Here is an 18,320-nt window from a genome sequence, read left to right on the forward strand (position 1 = left end):
GTAGCCAAATTCCCAACGATTTTTCAGCGCCTAAAAGTTATAAAGCTGGTGTAGCAACCCACTCCGACCCCCTCCTCCGCCCCAGGTTGCCCCGGGGCGGGTCATTGGTTCCCCGCATCTATTCGTTGCCACATCTGTCATCTGCGGGGCAGTCGGGGAGGCCGGAGTTCCCCCCATGTCGAATGCCCGGGGGCGATCCCCCGGGCGACAACGCATGTGAGAATGAACGAATGGATTTATATGGATTAACTCGGCGTTAAGACCGCCAGTGGGGAAAAAGAGGGGTTACCCAACTTCTCGCGGGCTCTCTTTTCGATGTTGTATATCGCAACTATGTCTCTCCCAGCCTCAAAGCCGCATTTGACGCATTTCACTCTTCTATGGCCCACTTCTTCCATCTTCCCGCCGCATTTGGGACAGGTCGTAGATGTGCCTCTCGGCTCCACCTCTACTACCACTACGCCACGCTTAGCTGCCTGCCATTTCATCCACCATAGCAGGCGTCGGTATGCTAACAGCATTAGTCCCACGCGGTGTTCCTTTGTCAGCTCCCTTATTGCCTCTTTTAGGCCTGTCAAGTCTTCCACTGCCACCGCATACTGCCTCTCCCTTGCCTCTTCTACAATCCTTTTCGCAGTCTTCTTCGCCCAGTCCTCCACGATGTCTCTCGCTTTTTTGTGCAAGCGGCGTATCCTCTCTCTTATGCCGCCTCTCCTATTCCACGGCGTGTAGCGCGGCGCCGAGTACCTCCTCTGTAGTTTCTCAGCCAGCTCTCTCAGTCGCATGGCTTTCTCCACCGGCGTCTCCACCTTCTTCACCCACTGCGAATTGCCGTAGTAGACATACCGCTCGTTTATGTCGACGGCGATTACGCCCTTTGGCTTAACAAGCATGGGCTTCGGCACCTCCACCGCTATGTACAGATACATATCGCCGCCGCGGTACACCAGCTTAGCCTCTTTCCACTCTCCTTCCTTGTACTTCTCCTCTATGCCTACCACTCTTGCCTTGTATCCACCCGTGACGTATAGGTAGCCGTCTCTGACACGGTACGCATTCTTGTGAAGCCACATGTGCAAAGTATTCACCACCGGCATCCTTCCCCTAGCTCCGCTGGCCAAGTACGACCTCACTATTGCTAAGGCCTCCCTATAACACGCAGAGGCTATGTAAGACGGCAGTCCCATGGTCCTCAACTGCTCGTAGACGGCCCTGTATATTTTAGATAGCGTCGGTGGGCGGCCCTTCGCCCTTGCCGCTTCCACGGCCCACCTTATCGCCATGTTCAGCCCGTCGCGGTATCTTTTCAGTAGCTCAATCAGCTCAGGCGTCGGCTCCACCTTGGCCTTTACCGTCGCTATCAGCTTGTCGGTTTTACAAGCCATGGCCGACTGTCGTTATAGCTCATTATAAGCCGTTTGGTGAAACTCTTTACAATTGACAGAGTAGGCTGAAAGTAAGAAGAGGGAGGGGGAAAGGGGTTAACCCAGCGGGTGTCTTATTGCTTCCAGCTTATGGCCCTCAACGCGCCGCAGAGCCGCTAAGCGGCGTCTACGGAGAGGCCCACGGCCGCACACCCCTTTAAATTGAACAGGTTGCCGACTTGCGTGCAAGTCCGCCGCCGTTGACTCGACGTCTTCTCTCAGCGGGAGACGCTTTACAGACTTGTATCACAAGTCAGCAAAGGGGGCGACGGCGTGTAAAAACGGCGTAGCGACACCGCCAACTTGCAACCAAGTAGGCAAATTGTTCAATTTAAAGAGTGGGCTGGGTGAGTTATGGTAATCTGCTTAACGTCGGGCGAGGCGCGGCGGCTGGACTTGGACTTCGACGCTGTGCTGGTGTTTTGGCCAAGTCTCCACATTTCGGCGAGGAGGGCCCTCGCCGCAAGGGGAGTGGACCCAGACGCGGTTGAGCTGGTAAACGCAGTACAGCTGGCGGGAAGGGCAAGAAGGGCCGAGGTAGTCGTGTTTGCAGACTGCCGATACGCAAAACACAGGCAATACTTGGAGCAGTTCTACCAACTCGAAGAGGTGGGTTAGCTCCCGCTTTTTTCCTCCTATCCTTCTACGGCTTCATTCCGCCTGAACATGGGCCATAATTTTAATATACAGTTAGCTTCTACTTCTATGAGTTTTGTTGCTTTTAGTAAGGGGGTTGTCTTTGTGCTAATTGTCGTAGTTCTTGCACAATACGCGCTAGCCTTAGATGCCCAGCGGCAGATTTTACCGCCTATGGCGGATGTGGAATACGTCCTCCACGTAAACCCTGGCAAAGGCGGGTGGGTTGTTGTAAAATTTTGGACTTATGGTAGAGGAGAGGTCTCGTTTGGCATAGGCCAGTTTATGAGGGGCGTGGTGAATATAACGGGCGCGAGTGTGTCTTATACCTACGACCGCGCGCGAGGCGTCATTACCCTTGTCGTCGGGGGTAGGGCATGGGCGTGGTTCAACTACACATTTCCAAGACTTGTGTGGTACTACCAGCCGTCCTATGGCGGCTATTTGCCTAAGAGAGTGCTAATAGTCGACGTTGGGGCAGACTATGTACAAATGTGGCCTAAAGAGGCGTTTTTCCAGCCTTACACTCTGACGCCTAAGACTGTCGCCATAAGACTCGACGGAGTGTTAAAGGAGTGGTATGTCGTAGCCGCATACAGCCAGAGGACTGAAGACTTGTTGTACTTCGAGTACAATATGTTCCTACAGTCGCCCTTCCTAGCGGGCAAGTTGTACAAGCTGGCGGAGGCAAAGGCAGAGGGAGTCACTGTGTACTTCCCCATATTTGAGTCAAAGCTCTTGTTAAACGACTACCTCAACACAATGGGATACGACGGGACCTATGACCCACTCCTAGGCGCCCAGTACAAGGCCAACGTCATCGCACGCGGAATTGATATTATGATGAAGCTCCTAGGCCTCCCTCCCCCAGTCGACCGGGCGTATATGCACCCGCTTAGGAAGACTTTGCCAGAGGGGGCAAGGCCGGAGTCGGAGTACATTACCGACATGGGGCTGTACGGAGGCGTGTGGGTTTTTCACAACGACATGATATGGCGCATTGGCCACATACTACATCACTACGTCACTCCGTGGCTTACATACGTCTACGCCCTAGACTTTAGAGACACTCCCGAGCCCATATGGTATAAAGGCATGCAAGACTACGTGGGCTACGTCGCCGCCTCTATGGCTACTAACAGCTCTATCTACAACGGCTCTCTAATAGTGCCTAGGTACATACTGTACCTCCGCGCCTTTGAGGAGAGGAAGTACAGCCCTGGCACTATGTTGGGTGGCCCAAGCTGGATTAAGTACGTCTACGCCCCCTTGGCCATGTTCTACTTAGACAACATACTGAGAGAGAAGAGCGGCGGCGCCTTAGACATCTACAAGCTACACGGCCTCGCCGTGGCTAATAAGAAGTGGCAATTTGTAGAAGTCTCAGAGGTAGCCTCTATGTTGAAAAGAGAGTTTAAAATTGACATGTATAAATACTTTGACGAAGTTAGAGACCTCAATCTTAATAAGACTCTTTTAAAGAGATTTGTAGAAGAGGGCAAGTGGTACAGCTACTTTTACACATTTCTAGACTTTATACGGGAGAATTTTACACTGGCCCCCGACACACTATACGCCGTGTATCTAGAGTACGTGGCTTGGAAAGGCGACCCAGAGGAGACTCTATACCCCTTCAACCTCTGGCGTTTTGAGGAAATTTTAGGCGACTTAGTTAAGGCCCTCAATGGCACTAAGCCTCTCACAAAGGAGGCCTTTATCGCCGCTCTTAACAAGATCACAGGCGGAAAGTCAAGCGACTTCTTCGACTTTTACACAAAGACACGTTTAAACGTGTCTGCGTCAGATGTGGAGGCCTTCCTAAACGGCACTTACCCGAGGGTCTTGGGCAAGATAATTTCAGCCAAGAAGGTTATAAAAGCACTGCCTGTAGACGCTACAGAGTTTAAGAGAGAACTAGATGAGGCGTATGCACAGTTGAAGAGGGGCGACTACAGCGGCGCCGAGCTCCTAGTCGATAGGCTACTGGAGAAGCTGTATGAGACAAAGAGACAGCTGTACGAGGCTAAGAGGTTGCAGGGCGGCTATAAGGTGGGCAAGATAGAGATCGATGGAGATATTGGAGACTGGGTGGCAAACTCGGAGTATGTGCTAAATGTGACGAAGAGTAGGGCTGAGGATAGTTGTCCCACAATCCCCGGCAACGCCATTAAGAGCGTCTATGTGGCACATGACGACAACTACCTCTACGTGGCTATACAGTTCTTCGACAAGCCCTATTCGCCGCAGAATAGGATTCAGCTGGTTTTTGACAGAGATTTAGACCTCCGCACCGACAACGATAGAGTAGGGCTAGAGTTCGCTATTCCCAACTTGATTGGAGTAGAGACACTGGGCTTGGGCTATTTTGGAGACTTTGTAGAAGTGAAAATACCCCTAGAAACACTACGACTGATGGGGGTAGGCAGAAAGTTCTTGCTTAGGGTGTGGGTTGACACGTGGGGTATGGGTCTCCCGTACGATGTCCCCGGCTTAGAGAGGAGGTGTATGAATTCTCTAGATGTCGTCGTTGATTTGGACTCTTTGCCAAATCTTTCGCACGTCAAAGCTGTGGGTGCGACTAAGACTGTGACAACGACTGTCGTCCAGGTGGTTACGACTAGTGTTACAACTACTGCGACTAGGACAGTGACGGAGACCTCTGAGAGATTTACCACTATTACGCAGACTGTGGAAAAGACGGCCACAGTGGAGAAGACAAGTACTACGACTGTCGTGGTTGAGAAGTTTGACCTCTTGGGCTTGATCGCCCTCGCTGTAATGGCCATCGCCCTAATAGCGCTCGCCCTAGCCCTCGCCCGCCGCTCCCACAAATAGGCCCCACTTTTTCTCCCTCTCCTGTTCAATGTACTCCTCGCCCACTCTATGGCATGGCTTGCCCAGTGTGCGGCGGCAGAGCGGTGGTGGTTAGCCCAGACGGCGAGTATGTCTGCGTCCAGTGTGGCACAGTGATTGGGCCGGTGTATATGTGGCCAATCCGCCGCGTTGACGAGAGGCTGGCTGAGAAGGCGGCTGAGCTGTCGAAGGGGCTGAGGTTGGCGCTGGTGAAGAGGGGTGTCCCGCTGAGGGAGTGGCTTGAGCTAGAGGGAGCAAGGGCATGGCTAGAACAGAAGCGAAGACTCACCGCGTGGATTCCGCCTTCGAAGAGGGTGGAGTACTACATCGAAGCCGCTGCGGCGAAGCTTGGGCTTGGGAGGGCGGCGTTGGAGGAGGCTTTGGCGCTCTATAGGCGTCTGGATAGGAGGGCGCTTGTGGGAAAGTCGCCGAGGGTTGTGGCCGCCGTCATATACACCGCCACGTGCACCCCAGCCCGCGCCGCGGCTGAGGCGCTGGGAGTAAGCCCAATATCGGTCAAGGCTACTGTGCGTAAGCTGAAGCTGGCGGTAAAGATATGCGTCAGGAGGGGCGTCCCGAGAGGGGCGTAAACTACGCCTAGCCGCAGACAGAGAGCGGAGTGGCTGGGCAAATCCCCTTTTTTTGCCCCTATGATGTATACGCAACTCAGTGGTGTCCTTCCGCGTAAAGGGGGGCCGTGTTGAAGTTCTTCAAGTCGCTCAGGCTTATAACTCCAGGCCCCAGCCTGGGGGGCGTGGAGAGCATAGCAACATACCCAATCGCGAGCGCCGCCTCGCCGATACCTGACGAAGACAAGAGAAAGTTGGGCATCAAAGGCCTCATCATAGAAGGTGGATACGCCCTTACGCCGAAGGGCGAGGCTGTGGCCTTGGAGGTAGCGACGTGGAGTACGGGCTACGCCGGGTACATGCGCCAACTCGTGGAGCGGTGCGTCAAATTGTATCTCGCGTTAGGGCTACTCGCCTGGGCTAGGTAGTGCTTTTTCCCGCCCCCGGGTGCGGGCTACATTTTTACGTGCACGCCGCAGTGCGGCGCGCCGTTAAAGAGCCGCCCGTGCGCTGACGGTTAGAGAGCTGTGTGTTCTGCTCAACGGCGCCTCTTGGGGCTACTGCCAGAACGTGGATGGGAGGAGCGGGCGCAACAGGTGGACATATCGCGGGTGCGACGGCTCCGGCGGCGGCCACCGCCTAGTGGTGCCGCGGTGAGAATCAGGTACACAGACGTGGCCGTGGCTTTAAAGGCTTTGGCAGAGGGGGGCGACATAAAGAGGGTAGAGGCCGTGCTAAGAGGCTGTAAAAGCAAGTGGGGACCGCTTCATCCTCACGTAAGAGGCGAACAGCTTACGCCAGGCGGCGCCCCCTTATATGGCGTGGCGATGTGGCCGCGCCTCTTTCCGCCCCATTCGGGCTTGACGTTTGGCAACGCGCGTACAACAGCCCCTCCCCTTTACATTTCTTTCGTCAAAGCGGCGCCGACGCCGTTTTAAGCGTAAAACCTATTGTCCTTTACGGCGGCTACCCAGTGCTTTACTAAGTTGAGCCAGCCGTCAAGACCAATTAGGACCTCGAACGTCGCACTTTACACAGTTTTCAGAATTTCGATTTTGTCTAGAACAGTTTTGTCAAAATGGATATATAGAAATATATAGACGTATTACTTCGTCGAAACCGCAAGACGTGTGGCCGTGCCGCCTCTTCCACAGTGACTAATCCCCCAGAGCTGGCCATTACGTACATTCTCCCGCCTCTGGAGCGGACGCTAAAAGTTATAAAGCTGATATAACGACCTACTAGTGAGTGTTAGGAGGATTATAAGGTCGGAGGAGGTGACTAACGCGAAGGCGCTGGAGATCTTGAGGGAGTTGGCCTCTAGGTCTCAGCTCAGTGAAGAGCAGAGGAAGACTCTCGACTACCTTGAGAAAGTCGTTAAGAGGAGGGGGGACGAGGCCGAGGCCTTGGTGAAACAGCTCATGGAGCGCTTCGGCTTTACTAGAGTCACAGCTGCTCAACTGGTGAACTTGTCCATAGATTCGTTAGAGGAGCTGAGGGTCGTGCTCTCCTACCTGGAGAAGAGGGAGTACTCAGACTCGGAGCTGAAGGAGATTTTGAAGCTGTTGACTGGGCAATGAAAAAGAGGGAGGAATACGGCTACGTAATTGACATACTGCCGCCTGAAGTCGCAGTATACAAACTCCCCCCTAAGATTAGGCGAGACTTCCCCCACGACGCCACCTACGCCCACTTAGTGGGAGAGGAGCACTTCACTCTCCTGGAGGTCACCCTGAAGAGAGGCGTCTCTGTGGAGATAGGGGAGAGACTGTACGTGGGCCCCGGGGCCAGAGATAAGGTGGACAAAATCGTGAGGAGGATTAAATACGATGACCTTCAGCCCCAGGGCCGGGAGAACCTCGTCGCCATTGTTAAAAAGCTTGTAGAACAACAGGAGAGCCGCTTCGTGAAATGGCTAAACGAGGCAGGGCCCCTCACTCTTAAAATGCACAGCCTAGAGCTACTAAGGGGGGTGGGTAAGAAGAAAGTTCAGGAGATCCTCGAGGAGAGGAAGAAGAAGCCCTTTACCTCCTACGAAGATGTCAAACAAAGAGTCGGAATAGACCTGGTAGAATTAATCACGGACAGAATTCTCAGGGAAATCGCGGGGGAAGACCCCTACTACCTATTCACCACTCCGCCTCCCGCTACTTCACTCTGACTATTTTGAAGCGGTCTAAAATCTGCCACACCTCCACCTCTGCCCCCGGAGCCAGTCTCCCCTTGGCCTCCTCTTCCACGTACTTCATAGGCACCTCAATGGTCTTGTAGTCCCGCATGTCCATGAGCTGAATCACGTCGCCCGATATTGAGAGAACCTGCGCCGTGAATTTCTCAATTATTGGAACCTCGATCTGCGCATCCACTGGCAAACTGAGCGTCCTCTTCGCCCCATCAAAGACGCCCACGGCCACAACCCTGGCCTTGGCAGAGCCGTGTTTACCCGTCTTCGACTTCTCAATTTCAACAACACGGCAAGGCTCCCCGTCTATGACCACGTAGGACCCCTCCTTGAGCTCTCCCACTTCCACATACTTCGTCGACATGGCACCACAATCGGCACCTCTATTTAAGTATTACGCGAGGCTAGACGCGGGCCAACCTCCTTCGCCGCCCTAGACTACCCCATAGGCGGGCCACCGGCCCTTAGGCCCGGGGGCGTTCCCCCAGGCAATAACCCATGTAAAAGTGGGCGAGGAGGGTGGGTCGTGGATTATTCGCTACTAGTGCGCACTAGACGCAGGAGTAGTTGAGAATCTCTGCGCATTTTGGAATCTCCTCAGGAATCTTGGGAATCGCCTCGACGATTACTTTGCGGATTAGCGCCATTTTTTCCGTCATCATTTTCTCCACGGCCTCGGCTGTGACCGGCTGGTGGGGGACCCATATGTCGTAGTCTGTGACGAGGGCTATTAGGCCGTAGCACATCCCCAACTCTCTCGCTAGGTTTATCTCGGGGACAAGCGTCATGCCTATGATGTCGCAGCCAAACACCTCTCTCCAGATGCGGGACTCGGCCTTTGTGCTGAAGCGTGGCCCCTCGATACATATGTAGCACCCGCCGTCGTGAGTCTTGTTGTACTTCGACGCAGTCTCCACTAACACCTTCCGAATCTCCTGTGTAAAGGGCTCGAGGCCTATTTGCACGTGGCACGTCCGCGGCCCGTCGTAGAAGGTGTACTCGCGCCCCTTGGTCATGTCCACGAACTGGTCTGGGACGACGAAGTCGCCGGGGGCGTAGTCGGGCCTCAGCGAGCCCACCGCGCTGACCGCCACCACGGACTTGACGCCGAGGGCGTGGAGGGCGTATATGTTGGCCCTGTAGGGTATCTTGTGGGGCGGGTACTTGTGCCCCCTCCCGTGCCTAGGCAGAAAGGCCACTACCCGCCCGGCGACTCTGCCAACGATGACGTTGTCTGAGGGGAGCCCGTAGGGGGTGTGCATCTGTACCTCCACGGCGTTTTCAAAAATCCCAGGGTCGTACAGCCCAGAGCCCCCAATGATGCCCAGAGTGGGGAAGCTGTCAAACCCTATCTCCTGAGGCCTCCTAGGCGGTTGAGTCAGTTTCACAACCATGTCGCCTAAATTACCTACTTTATTTAACTATTATGACGCCAAAAACGCCTAGGGCGCCATTCGACGGAGGTGGGCTCGGGTTGTTAAACCCGTGTTTTCCGTAGAAGGGCCAGCCGGTGCCGCTCTCGCCGTATTTCATGACAAGAGACCACTCGTGCTTGTGAAAGCCAACCATGCCCTTGCCGCCAGAGCCGCCGCTCTTCCTATGCTGGCCCAAGTGCTACTTTGGAGTATTTGACGGCTGGCTAGCGCTTAGGCGAGGGCGTGTGGGCGAGGCTTTTATAGTTGGCTGTTCTAGCTGACATGTCTGAGGTATTTGCGCCGACGCCTACGGAGTTATTGAGGAAGTACGGGGCGAAGAGGCTGGGCGAGCGTTATGAGGTCTCTGCGTTAAATTTGCCCTGGGTTTTTAAACGCGAGGTAGAGGTCGAGATTTCGCCTGGTAAGCAGTACCGCATCTCCGGCGTAGAGGTGGTCGGCGTGTCTCCGCCGTGGGAGACATACGTGGCCCTTGTGGACAAGGGCGGGGAGTTTGGGGTGGGGTATGTGGCGACTCCCAGGAAGAGGATGTTTCAATGTATCCGCAAGCCCTACGCCTACCCCCTCGGCGTTAAAACGCCGCAGCATATAGTGGTTAAGCCAGTGGAGCTCCTCCTCACCGACGCCCCGGGCGTTGTGGAGTGCGTAGACAGAGCCTTCACCGCTGGCTACCTCGCCGTTTTTATAAATGCGCCTGTTTCAGTTGTTCAAAAGGCACAGGTCCGGATAGAGCCAGTCATCGAGGAAATGTTTAAATAGTGAGGAAAGTGTAGAGTTTGGAATGGAGATCAAGCTTCCGGGTCAAGACGCCGAGGACATAATTGACCAACTGCTCGGCGGGGGCGAAGACACGGCGCTGATGCAGACAATTACCAAGGAAAAGGCCTTGATTAGGATTAGGCTGGAGAACAGGAGGGGACACTACGTGACTATTGTGGACTTCGGAAACTCCGACGACGCAAAACAGCTGGGAATCAAAGACTTGGCCAGGGAGTTGAAGAAGAGGCTGGCGGCGGGGGGGACTATTAGGGATAGCTGGATTGAGATACAAGGCGATCACCGGCACAAGGTCAAGAAGCTCTTAGTAGAGATGGGGTTCAAGGAGGAGAACATACTCATCGATGAGGGAGTCACTGAGACGTAAGGCGGAGGAGGCGCTGGGGAGGGGGGACTACAAGGCCTTGGCCACCCTCTGCCTAGAGCTACTAGAGGCCACGGAGTGGCTCGAGGCTTGGAGAAAAATCGACAAACTGGCCCAATCCAGCGGGGAATACGTCCTCGCCAAATTCCTAGCCTCAGCCTACGCCTTGGCAAACGACGGGATATACGGCGCACTGTCCCCAATGACGAGGGAATTCTTGGCTAGAGACATCGTCGTGTGCCTAGAGAAGGCCAGCCAAGTCTTAGAATCCCAACTTTTTTCCCAGCCCCTATAGGGGGCGTATTTCCACAATGGGGTTTTGAATGTGCACCCGCACCAAGAGGTGTTTCAGCTCCAGCGCCTCTGCCTTCTCCCTCTGCGCCTCGGTGAGCCGGCCTGTGTTAGTCTTTACTTCTACGGCGTAGATCTCGCCGTCTTTCTCGGCGAATAAGTCAACTGTGGCGAGGGCGCGCCTATAGGCGAGTAGGTGTATGTGGCGGCTTAGGGCCTGGAGCAAGGAGCCTAGCTCCGCCTCTATGCACTTCTTTACGCAAGGGGCGTATGCGCTGGCCTCGAGGGGCGTGGCGTCGGGCAGTCCCTCGAGACATCTGCCTCGCCAATAGCCGACTTTCACGTAGCCGTAGGGAGTGGCCAGCGTGTAGGCCAGCGGCCGCGGGGGCTCCGCAGCGCATTGGCCCTCCAGCGAGTGGTAGACCGCGGCCAGCTCCAGCGCTCTCACGAACTCCCCCGGCTTGAACACTCGAAGGCCCCTCTGCCTCAGCGCCTCGGCGGCTATGCACTCCCCCACTACGCCGACCTCTTTCACATCTTGGTCAAGGTGGGTATGCCGAGGATGTAGAACCCTGCCTCCAACACCGTCTTCACCGCGTTTACTAAGGCCAGCCTAAAGCCGCGGAGCGGCTCCTCGGCCTTTAACACAGGCGCCTTCTCGTAGTAGCTGTTGAACACTAGGGCGAGGCCGTCTAAGTACTCTGCGACGTAGTCTGGGCGGAGGGCTTGAAACGCCTCTTTCACGACCGTGGGCCACTCCGCCACTTTTACCACCAGGGTCTTCTCCTCGGGCAACATCTCCCCCGGTATCTCAGGCCGCGCTGGCGGGGCCTGGGCCTTCTCCAGTATGGAGTAGGCGCGGACATACGTGTACTGTAGGAATGGGCCAGAGTTCTGGCGCATGTTCAAGACGGCGTCCCACTTGAACTCTATGGGCTTCCTAGGACCGGTGGAGAGGAAGGCATATCTCACAGAGCCCACGCCCACCCTCTCGGCTATTACTCCCGCCACCTCTGGGTTAGCCTCTTTCACCAAGGCGGCGGACCGCTCAGCCGCCTCGTCCAAAATCTCGTCTAGGGAGATGTACTGCCCCCTCCTCGCGGACATCTTCGCCCCCGGCAAGTTGACCATTTCATAGGCGTAGTGTACAACGTTCTTAGCCGCGTCTTCGTGGCCTAGGGCGTAGAGGATTATGCGGACGTGCGCCTGCTCGTGGGTCTGCTCCGTGGAGACCACCCTAATAACCTTGCCCAAGCCCCTTTTCCACTGCCACAGAGCGTAGGCCACGTCCCTCGTGACGTAGAGAGTGGTGCCGTCAGACCGAGTCAAAGTGACGGGAGGTATGAACTTGGGGAGGTCCAACACCTCGTGCAACTTGAAGTCCTCCGCGAATTTGTCGGCGCGGAACACCACGGCGCCGCCCTTGTTTTCCACATACTGAGGCCACCTCCTCTGCAACTCTCTCACAATCCTCATGGCCTCGCCAGACCAGACGGATATGTCGCTCTCGTAGTCCCAGTAGTCTATCTCTATGCCAAGCCTCGCCAAAGTCTCCCTCTGACCCCTCAGCACAAGATCCACCACCTCTCTCACGGCCTCCCTCGCCTCGGCGTCGCCGGCCTCGTACCTCCTGTTGAGCTCCACGGCCTCTTGAGCCACATCTCTCTGCCCAAGGACCTCCACCACCTTGTTCACAAGGCCCCCCTCCACGTCCATCAGCCGCTTCAAGACCGCCACCCACTCATCAATCTGTGCAATTATCTCCCTCTTCTTCTCCTCCTCCCCCGCCGCCGTCAGCTCCTTCTTCAGTCTATTTATCTCCGCCACGGCGTTTGTGGCAGAGTATATGTAGCCCACCACTAAGTCCGGCTTAGCCCCCCGAGCCACGGCCTCCGCCGCCTCCTTCCTAACGGCGCGGTAGCCAATCGCTGCGTACATCACCTGGACGCCGCAGTCGTCGACGTAGAAGTGCGTCTCCACCTTAGCGCCGCAGAACTTCAAAAGCCGCGCCAGCGAGTCGCCCAAAATGGCGTTTCTCCCATGGCCAATGTGCAGAGGGTGGACGGGGTTGGCAGAGGTGTGCTCCACGAGGAAGGACCCCCCTGGACATACGTCTGACCCATAACGCCTGCCCATTTCAGCCACTGCGTCGAACACAAGCCCGGCCAGCCTGGCCACGTTCAACTCCGCGTTGAGGTACAAGCCATCTGCAGAGACCCACTGCAGATACTCAAGCCCCCAGTCCCCCTCCGCCGCCGCCTTCAACTGCCCGGGATCCACCTTGTACTTGTGGAAACGCGCAGTGAAGTAGCCAAACCTCTTCGCCCTCTCCACCTCGGGCACTTCGCCAATGCCAAGCCGCTTCGCCACCTCGGCCACCACTCTCCCAAACTCCTCCCTAGCAGGCTGTAGAGGGTCCACAAAGGCGAGTAATTCCCACTTATAAAACTTTAAAAACTCGTGCAAACGGCCGCCTATGGCTGAGGAGGTAAAGTTCTCGCCATACGAGGATGCAGTAGCCGGGCTAGTGGTACAGATACTGGGGAGGACAGGCGTGGCAGGCGAAGTAACACAAGTGAAGATCAGAGTACTAGAGGGGAGAGACAAGGGCAGAGTACTCACTAGAAACGTAAAAGGCCCAGTACGCCTCGGCGACATTGTAATGCTAAGAGAAACCGAAAGAGAAGCCAGGAGAATTACGGCAAGATGAAGATCCACAAGTGCTCCTTCTGCGGCGCCGACATACCCCCAGGCTACGGCATAATGTACGTAAGAAGCGACGGCACAGTACAGAGATTCTGCAGCAGAAAATGCTTCGTAAGCGCAGTCAAGTACGGGAGAAACCCCAGAAAACTTGCATGGGTAAGAAAGAAAAAAGCCAAAACTTCAAAGTAGTACACTTCTCCTCGTTATACCCGTAGTACCGGTTGACGCGCCGAGGCGTGAATCGGTAGATGTATATCAGCCACAAGCTATACACTTTGTACTCCTCGCAAGTGGAGTGTCGCCAAAACGACAGTTGCAGTAAAAATGTGAGGGAAAAATTAGCGTCTGACCGGGATGGCGTTTAGCCCGTGTTTTGCCCTAATCTCGTTGATCTTGTTTACCAGCGCCTCCAGCTCTCCTGCAGCTTGGCCTGCCTCAATTACCACCGCGGCCGCGGCGGCCACGTTTATCCCAGCCGCCTTTCCCAACTTCTCCTTAGACGGCACATAGACGTAGGGCACCTTCTTCTCCTCGCAGAGAAGCGGGAGGTGGGCAACAACCTCGGGGGGGTCCACGTCCTCGGCAATTAACACAAGTTTCGCAAGGCCGCGCTCCACGGCTTTAGTAGTCTCGTTAGTCCCCTTTTTGATCTTCCCCGTCTGCCTCGCAATTGAAAGTATCTCCAGCGCCTTCTCAGCCACGTCGCTCGGCACCTCGAATCTGACGTAGAACGGCTTCCCCGGCAGAGGGTTGGCGTAGAACGTCTTTGGGTCAATCGTCACCGCCATGGCCCCCTAGAAATAACCCAATATATAAACTTTAGGCCGCCTCTCTGCGGAGCTCCTCGAGCCTCCTCCGCTTCAGCGTCTTCACAGGCCGCTCCGCCACGACGCCCTGCGGCATAAACATTAGCACCAAGATGACGACTATGCCGAAGACCATGTACTGGAAGAAGACGGGGTCCACGTTGACCACCTGCCTAATCCCCTCCTTGTACAAGCTCAACAACCTATCCGCGGCGTAGTATATGCCTACCCCAACTAGCGCGCCCACGTTGTTGCCGCTGCCCCCAATGATCAACATGAGCCAAGCGTAGAAGGTGTAGAGTGGGACAAACTGGCCCATGTTTACGAAGTTGTTGTAGAAAGCCAGGAGGGCGCCGGCCACGCCGCTGAGCGCCGAGGCGACCGCCAAAACTCTAACCCTAAAGCGGACTATGTCTTTTCCAAATACCGCAGCCGCCGTCTCTGCGTCGCGGATAGCCCTAAGCGCTCTGCCAAAGGGAGAGTTGCCCAGCCTCTCCGCCACGAAGAAGGTCAACACGAGGAGCAAGACGACGACGAGGGCGTACCCCCAGGGCCTGAGCTCCCCCATCCACACAAAGGGATCCGGCACCACGGCACCGAAGACCCCGCAGGCCAACTGGGGGGTGTAGGTGGTTATTACTCTAATAGTCTCGGCGCTCACCAAGAGGAGAATGCCTAGGTAGTCCTCGCGGAGCCTTATGGCCGGCCAACTCATCACTACGCCGAACACCCCCGCCAACGCGGCGGCTATGATGAGAGCCATAAGGAAGAACGCCACAGCCTCCAGGGGATTGGAGAGGAAGATCCCCTTTATCACATCGGCCGCCTGGTACTGATAGGCGGTGCAGTACGCGTCGAGGTTTGCCAGGGGGTTTATCCCAAGTCTGCTCTGTATAAGGCCGCCGTATAGGAGGAGCGCAACCTTAGTGGCAATTCCCCCAACGGCGAAGGCCCCCAGCGCCAAGAACATGACTTTGCCAAACTGCGGCAGGCCCAGGTACCCCACCTCTAAGTTGAGGCTGAGGACGTATATAGCGTATATAGCCGCTATGGCGACCGTCTCTCTTATAAATACATCAATTTGGAGAAACATATCACCTCCCCCGCTTGGTTAAGAGTGAGACAAGTCCCTGAGGCATGAATAGCAGAATGACAATGACGATGGAGAAGGGTATGATCAACTGAAACTCTATGGGCACGTTGAGGGGGGCCAGGATATATGCTGCGCCTAGCACTGTGCTAAGTCCCACCACGTATCCGCCTAAGAGGCCGCCGAATATGTTGGAGAGACCGCCCACCACAGATGCGACGAAGACAAGGGCGAGCCTCAGCCAGCCCAGCTCCTCAGTCATGGGGAAGAACATGGCCATGTACACCCCCGCGAGGCCGGTCACGGCGCCTATTAAGAACCACGCAATGGCAAAGACGGCCTCCACGTTTATCCCCACAGCCTTGGCCAAGTAGATGTTGTCTATGCTGGCCCTCATGACCACTCCGTACCTAGTTCTGTAGAGAATGAAGTAGAGCAGAGCCGACACCGCGGCCACCGCCAGCGACGTGTTTATGAGAGAGGAGGTCAAGAAGTCGGTGCCAGGCCACACAAATTCGTAATTTGCAAGCAAGACGTTCCTAGTCAACACCTTGTACGTATTTTGCACATAATCCGCCGCTATGGCCACCGCAGAGAAGAGGACAAAGTGGACGCCGAAGGAGGCGATCATGAGCGCAGTTATGCTAGCCCCCCTCCGAATCATTGGCCTAAAAACCGCGATGTAGGTAGCCACGGCGACGGCCCCGCTCATCAGCACTACTAGAGGGAGAGAGAGGTAGACGCTTGCGGCAGCACCACCGAGAAGGAAGACGATGGTGAAATAGCTCACGTAGGCCCCCACTGTGGCCAAGTCGCCGTGGGCAAAAGACGGTATCTTAGTAGTGATGTAAGTGAGGTTTAGCCCAAGGCCTAGCAATGCGTATATGTTTGAAAATATTATAGCCCTTGCAAGAGTTGGGTAGTCTATGAACAAGTCCATGCACCCCCAAAAAGACCTATTAAATAACTTTTAGTACAATAGACTACATTTATCTATATAGATGAGCAATGCTTTTATATACCCGGTCATGGGCCTCTATGGCGTCAAAAGCCTACATCTGGGTAGCAATCGCGGTGGTAATTATAGCCGTAATAGCCGCAGTGCTCCTAATGCAACAGCCTACTACACCAGCGCCCTCCCCCACGACGGCCCCAGCAACAAAAACCACCGCCACGCCCACAGCGACTACGCCTGCACAGCAGGTAAAAGTTGTCAAAATAGGCGCGTTGACGCCTTTGACTGGGGGGCTGCAGTCTTATGGCATTGGCATGAAGAATGCGGTGGAGCTGGCTGTAGAGGATGCTAATCAGATGTGCGCTGGTAAGGGCATTAAGTTTGAACTATTGGTAGAGGACACGGCGACTGACCCCAACCAGGCTTTGCAGAAGTTGCAGGTGTTGTACGGCAAGGGGGCTAGGCTAATCGCTGGCCCAATGTCTAGTAGAGAGGTAAGCGCGGTGAAGTCTTTCGCCGACCAAAACCACATAATCGTGGTTAGCCCATCCTCAACTTCCCCACTACTGGCGGTGGCCGACTGGGTGTTTAGAATGGTCCCCACCGACTTTGCCCAGGCCAAGGCCATAGCCGACTTGATGCAGAAGCTGGGCATTAAGAGGGCGGCCATTATCTATAGAAACGACGCGTGGGGCGTCGGGCTTAAAGACGCCATTGTCTCAGAGGCGCAGAAGTTGGGCATACAGATCGTCGCTGTAAAGGGCTATGACCCAGATCCCAAGGCTTTTCCACAGGCAATGCCCACAGTGGTGAACGAGGTGTCTAAGGCCATTGGCCAGCCTTCGCCAGACGCCGCGGTGGTCTTCCTCACTTTTGAAGACGACGGTGTGGCCGCCATGTCTGCCGCCGGCGGTGACCCCGTGTTGAGCAAAGTGAGGTGGATTGGGACCGACGGCTTTGCCTACAGCGAGGCTTTGATAAAGCAGGTGGGCCAGTACATGGCCGCCGCTAAGTTGCTTGGCACTATCGCCGCGCCGGACCCCAACGACCCCAACTACCAAGCCTTTAAACAGAAGTACAAGGCTAAGTACGGGAGAGACCCCGTGGCCTACGACCCCTACAGCTACGACGCCGCCATGATGCTCATGAAGATCGTATGCGAGCTCGGCACAGACGACCCAGACAAGGTGAAGGCCACACTAGAGCAGTGGGCCAAAGAGGGCAAGTACTCGGGAGTGACCGGGAAGGTGTACTTAGACGAATACGGCGACAGGGCCTACCCCAACTACCTCATATGGGGCGTAGTCGTTGAAGGCGGACAGCCAAAGTACATAGACGCGGGGTACTACTACGGCACAGATAGAAAGATCGTGGTCTACGACCAGGGCAAGCCCCTCTTCCAGCAGTAGCACATATAAACACCCACCTTTTTTGCCCCATGTCTTTTATACTTACGGCTGAGGGCGTTGTAAAACAGTTCGGCGCATTCCGCGCCCTAGACGGAGTGGACATAGCCGTGGAGAGGGGAAAGGTGACCTTGATAATCGGCCCAAACGGCTCTGGGAAAACCACCTTTGTAAACGTGGTGACCGGGGTCTACAAGCCCGAGGCGGGCCGCGTCCTGTTCTACAAAGACGGGCGTGCCGTGGACATCACAGGCTGGCCTCCGCACAAGGTCTTCGAAGCGGGCATTGTGAGGACGTTTCAAATACCGCAGATCTTCCTAAAGCTGACAGTACTCGAAAACCTCTTAGTGGTGGCCAGGGGGCAGAGGGGCGAGGGCGTCCTCCCCGCGCTCACGAGAAACTGGGTCAAGCAGGAGGAGGAGCTGGCGAAGAGGGCTTTTAAAATCCTCAAAGCCGTCAGGCTGGAGGACAAGTGGGACTCCCCGGCGTACCTCCTCTCAGCGGGGGAGCTGAAGCTCCTGGAACTGGCCAGGGCCCTGATGGCGGGCGCAGAGCTGATAATCCTCGACGAGCCCATCGCCGGCGTCCCCATCGACCAGGCCCACGAGGTCTTTAAAACTGTGAAAGAAATAAACCAGACGGGGACCACATTCCTCGTCATCGAGCACAGAATCGACATCGCCTTTAAGTACGTGGACTACGTATACGCCATGGCAAGCGGGAGAGTAATATCAAAGGGGACCCCAGAGCAAGTGGCCAACGACCCAAAGGTGAAAGAGGTGTACATAGGGGGCTAAACTGCACGACAGGGTTTGAAGCCTCTTTATT

20 protein-coding genes and 2 pseudogenes are annotated in these 18,320 nt (G+C 55.5%); 13 read left to right on the forward strand and 9 right to left on the reverse strand.

Annotated elements, in window-relative coordinates; genetic code table 11:
- Nucleotides 1-245: 245 nt before the first annotated feature.
- Nucleotides 246-1,385, reverse strand: a complete 1,140-nt coding sequence (locus PCAL_RS02315) for an RNA-guided endonuclease TnpB family protein (protein ID WP_011849118.1) — start codon at nucleotides 1,383-1,385, stop codon at nucleotides 246-248.
- Between the two features lie 393 nt (nucleotides 1,386-1,778).
- Here PCAL_RS02315 and PCAL_RS02320 point away from each other — a divergent pair, with 393 nt between their 5' ends.
- From PCAL_RS02320 to PCAL_RS02345, 6 genes and pseudogenes are all read left to right on the forward strand, one after another.
- Complete coding sequence (locus tag PCAL_RS02320) at nucleotides 1,779-2,042, forward strand: hypothetical protein (RefSeq protein WP_011849119.1); 264 nt, start codon at nucleotides 1,779-1,781, stop codon at nucleotides 2,040-2,042.
- A gap of 87 nt (nucleotides 2,043-2,129) precedes the next feature.
- Nucleotides 2,130-4,895: a DOMON domain-containing protein gene (locus tag PCAL_RS02325; RefSeq protein WP_193322831.1), complete on the forward strand. Its 2,766-nt coding sequence runs from the start codon at nucleotides 2,130-2,132 to the stop codon at nucleotides 4,893-4,895.
- A gap of 53 nt (nucleotides 4,896-4,948) precedes the next feature.
- Nucleotides 4,949-5,503, forward strand: a complete 555-nt coding sequence (locus tag PCAL_RS02330) for a transcription initiation factor IIB family protein (RefSeq protein WP_011849121.1) — start codon at nucleotides 4,949-4,951, stop codon at nucleotides 5,501-5,503.
- A gap of 76 nt (nucleotides 5,504-5,579) precedes the next feature.
- Nucleotides 5,580-5,745, forward strand: a pseudogene (locus PCAL_RS02335) (PLP-dependent transferase); the annotation flags it as partial.
- Between the two features lie 981 nt (nucleotides 5,746-6,726).
- Nucleotides 6,727-7,062: an RNA polymerase Rpb4 family protein gene (locus PCAL_RS02340; protein ID WP_011849122.1), complete on the forward strand. Its 336-nt coding sequence runs from the start codon at nucleotides 6,727-6,729 to the stop codon at nucleotides 7,060-7,062.
- A complete protein-coding gene (locus tag PCAL_RS02345; protein WP_011849123.1) occupies nucleotides 7,059-7,643 on the forward strand; it encodes a DUF655 domain-containing protein in 585 nt (194 codons plus the stop codon). Before PCAL_RS02340 ends, PCAL_RS02345 begins: the two co-directional genes overlap by 4 nt.
- On the opposite strand, the gene PCAL_RS02350 is transcribed toward PCAL_RS02345, so the two are convergent.
- From PCAL_RS02350 to rpl15p, 3 genes and pseudogenes are all read right to left on the reverse strand, one after another.
- On the reverse strand, nucleotides 7,630-8,028 hold the full coding sequence (locus tag PCAL_RS02350) for a translation initiation factor IF-5A (RefSeq protein ID WP_011849124.1): 399 nt from the start codon (nucleotides 8,026-8,028) through the stop codon (nucleotides 7,630-7,632). The genes PCAL_RS02345 and PCAL_RS02350 overlap by 14 nt on opposite strands.
- Before the next feature lie 187 nt (nucleotides 8,029-8,215).
- On the reverse strand, nucleotides 8,216-9,058 hold the full coding sequence (locus tag PCAL_RS02355) for an S-methyl-5'-thioadenosine phosphorylase (protein ID WP_011849125.1): 843 nt from the start codon (nucleotides 9,056-9,058) through the stop codon (nucleotides 8,216-8,218).
- A 50-nt stretch (nucleotides 9,059-9,108) separates the two neighbouring features.
- Nucleotides 9,109-9,275, reverse strand: a pseudogene (rpl15p, locus tag PCAL_RS02360) (50S ribosomal protein L15); the annotation flags it as partial.
- An 86-nt stretch (nucleotides 9,276-9,361) separates the two neighbouring features.
- Here rpl15p and PCAL_RS02365 point away from each other — a divergent pair.
- Genes PCAL_RS02365 through PCAL_RS02375 form a run of 3 tightly spaced genes read left to right on the forward strand, consistent with a single transcriptional unit; the run spans nucleotide 9,362 to nucleotide 10,533 of the window.
- Nucleotides 9,362-9,856 (forward strand): hypothetical protein, encoded by a 495-nt coding sequence (locus PCAL_RS02365; RefSeq protein ID WP_011849127.1) that lies wholly within the window; start codon nucleotides 9,362-9,364, stop codon nucleotides 9,854-9,856.
- Between the two features lie 22 nt (nucleotides 9,857-9,878).
- The gene (locus PCAL_RS02370; RefSeq protein WP_011849128.1) at nucleotides 9,879-10,241 is read left to right on the forward strand and encodes an SUI1 family translation initiation factor; all 363 of its coding nucleotides are present in this window, start codon (nucleotides 9,879-9,881) and stop codon (nucleotides 10,239-10,241) included.
- Nucleotides 10,219-10,533, forward strand: a complete 315-nt coding sequence (locus tag PCAL_RS02375) for a hypothetical protein (protein WP_193322832.1) — start codon at nucleotides 10,219-10,221, stop codon at nucleotides 10,531-10,533. The genes PCAL_RS02370 and PCAL_RS02375 overlap by 23 nt, the downstream gene beginning before the upstream one ends.
- Here PCAL_RS02375 and PCAL_RS02380 read toward each other — a convergent pair.
- Nucleotides 10,528-11,064, reverse strand: coding sequence for a hypothetical protein (locus PCAL_RS02380; RefSeq protein ID WP_011849130.1), 537 nt, complete (start codon nucleotides 11,062-11,064; stop codon nucleotides 10,528-10,530). The genes PCAL_RS02375 and PCAL_RS02380 overlap by 6 nt on opposite strands.
- On the reverse strand, nucleotides 11,061-12,950 hold the full coding sequence (locus PCAL_RS02385; protein WP_011849131.1) for an arginine--tRNA ligase: 1,890 nt from the start codon (nucleotides 12,948-12,950) through the stop codon (nucleotides 11,061-11,063). The genes PCAL_RS02380 and PCAL_RS02385 overlap by 4 nt, the downstream gene beginning before the upstream one ends.
- A gap of 55 nt (nucleotides 12,951-13,005) precedes the next feature.
- Here PCAL_RS02385 and PCAL_RS02390 point away from each other — a divergent pair, with 55 nt between their 5' ends.
- Nucleotides 13,006-13,239, forward strand: a complete 234-nt coding sequence (locus PCAL_RS02390) for a 30S ribosomal protein S28e (RefSeq protein ID WP_011849132.1) — start codon at nucleotides 13,006-13,008, stop codon at nucleotides 13,237-13,239.
- Nucleotides 13,236-13,424: a 50S ribosomal protein L24e gene (locus PCAL_RS02395; protein WP_011849133.1), complete on the forward strand. Its 189-nt coding sequence runs from the start codon at nucleotides 13,236-13,238 to the stop codon at nucleotides 13,422-13,424. The genes PCAL_RS02390 and PCAL_RS02395 overlap by 4 nt, the downstream gene beginning before the upstream one ends.
- 149 nt (nucleotides 13,425-13,573) lie before the next feature.
- On the opposite strand, the gene rpl7ae is transcribed toward PCAL_RS02395, so the two are convergent.
- The 3 genes from rpl7ae to PCAL_RS02410 are packed head-to-tail and all read right to left on the reverse strand — an operon-like array spanning nucleotide 13,574 to nucleotide 16,071.
- The gene (gene rpl7ae / locus PCAL_RS02400; RefSeq protein WP_011849134.1) at nucleotides 13,574-14,023 is read right to left on the reverse strand and encodes a 50S ribosomal protein L7Ae; all 450 of its coding nucleotides are present in this window, start codon (nucleotides 14,021-14,023) and stop codon (nucleotides 13,574-13,576) included.
- A gap of 31 nt (nucleotides 14,024-14,054) precedes the next feature.
- On the reverse strand, nucleotides 14,055-15,134 hold the full coding sequence (locus PCAL_RS02405; protein WP_011849135.1) for a branched-chain amino acid ABC transporter permease: 1,080 nt from the start codon (nucleotides 15,132-15,134) through the stop codon (nucleotides 14,055-14,057).
- Nucleotide 15,135: 1 nt separating this feature from the next.
- Nucleotides 15,136-16,071, reverse strand: coding sequence for a branched-chain amino acid ABC transporter permease (locus PCAL_RS02410; protein ID WP_011849136.1), 936 nt, complete (start codon nucleotides 16,069-16,071; stop codon nucleotides 15,136-15,138).
- Between the two features lie 98 nt (nucleotides 16,072-16,169).
- Between PCAL_RS02410 and PCAL_RS02415 the strand changes: the two genes are divergently transcribed.
- Together PCAL_RS02415 and PCAL_RS02420 are read left to right on the forward strand one after the other, a co-directional pair.
- Nucleotides 16,170-17,495 carry an ABC transporter substrate-binding protein gene (locus PCAL_RS02415; protein WP_193322833.1) on the forward strand — a complete coding sequence of 442 codons (1,326 nt, stop codon included), beginning with the start codon at nucleotides 16,170-16,172 and terminating at the stop codon, nucleotides 17,493-17,495.
- A gap of 29 nt (nucleotides 17,496-17,524) precedes the next feature.
- Nucleotides 17,525-18,289, forward strand: coding sequence for an ABC transporter ATP-binding protein (locus PCAL_RS02420; protein ID WP_011849138.1), 765 nt, complete (start codon nucleotides 17,525-17,527; stop codon nucleotides 18,287-18,289).
- Nucleotides 18,290-18,320: the final 31 nt, after the last annotated feature.

This window comes from Pyrobaculum calidifontis JCM 11548, from assembly GCF_000015805.1.
Classification (GTDB): Archaea; Thermoproteota; Thermoprotei; order Thermoproteales; family Thermoproteaceae; genus Pyrobaculum; species Pyrobaculum calidifontis.

Bases quoted from the DNA above. Each gene is read 5' to 3' on its own strand.
- PCAL_RS02415 (WP_193322833.1), top strand. From the start codon at position 16,170: ATGGCGTCAAAAGCCTACATCTGGGTAGCAATCGCGGTGGTAATTATA.
- PCAL_RS02350 (WP_011849124.1), bottom strand. From the start codon at position 8,028: ATGTCGACGAAGTATGTGGAAGTGGGAGAGCTCAAGGAGGGGTCCTAC.
- PCAL_RS02330 (WP_011849121.1), top strand. From the start codon at position 4,949: ATGGCTTGCCCAGTGTGCGGCGGCAGAGCGGTGGTGGTTAGCCCAGAC.
- PCAL_RS02410 (WP_011849136.1), bottom strand. From the start codon at position 16,071: ATGGACTTGTTCATAGACTACCCAACTCTTGCAAGGGCTATAATATTT.
- PCAL_RS02420 (WP_011849138.1), top strand. From the start codon at position 17,525: ATGTCTTTTATACTTACGGCTGAGGGCGTTGTAAAACAGTTCGGCGCA.
- PCAL_RS02320 (WP_011849119.1), top strand. From the start codon at position 1,779: ATGGTAATCTGCTTAACGTCGGGCGAGGCGCGGCGGCTGGACTTGGAC.
- PCAL_RS02345 (WP_011849123.1), top strand. From the start codon at position 7,059: ATGAAAAAGAGGGAGGAATACGGCTACGTAATTGACATACTGCCGCCT.
- PCAL_RS02405 (WP_011849135.1), bottom strand. From the start codon at position 15,134: ATGTTTCTCCAAATTGATGTATTTATAAGAGAGACGGTCGCCATAGCG.
- PCAL_RS02390 (WP_011849132.1), top strand. From the start codon at position 13,006: ATGGCTGAGGAGGTAAAGTTCTCGCCATACGAGGATGCAGTAGCCGGG.
- PCAL_RS02365 (WP_011849127.1), top strand. From the start codon at position 9,362: ATGTCTGAGGTATTTGCGCCGACGCCTACGGAGTTATTGAGGAAGTAC.
- PCAL_RS02325 (WP_193322831.1), top strand. From the start codon at position 2,130: ATGAGTTTTGTTGCTTTTAGTAAGGGGGTTGTCTTTGTGCTAATTGTC.
- PCAL_RS02395 (WP_011849133.1), top strand. From the start codon at position 13,236: ATGAAGATCCACAAGTGCTCCTTCTGCGGCGCCGACATACCCCCAGGC.
- PCAL_RS02355 (WP_011849125.1), bottom strand. From the start codon at position 9,058: ATGGTTGTGAAACTGACTCAACCGCCTAGGAGGCCTCAGGAGATAGGG.
- PCAL_RS02370 (WP_011849128.1), top strand. From the start codon at position 9,879: ATGGAGATCAAGCTTCCGGGTCAAGACGCCGAGGACATAATTGACCAA.
- rpl7ae (WP_011849134.1), bottom strand. From the start codon at position 14,023: ATGGCGGTGACGATTGACCCAAAGACGTTCTACGCCAACCCTCTGCCG.
- PCAL_RS02375 (WP_193322832.1), top strand. From the start codon at position 10,219: ATGAGGGAGTCACTGAGACGTAAGGCGGAGGAGGCGCTGGGGAGGGGG.
- PCAL_RS02315 (WP_011849118.1), bottom strand. From the start codon at position 1,385: ATGGCTTGTAAAACCGACAAGCTGATAGCGACGGTAAAGGCCAAGGTG.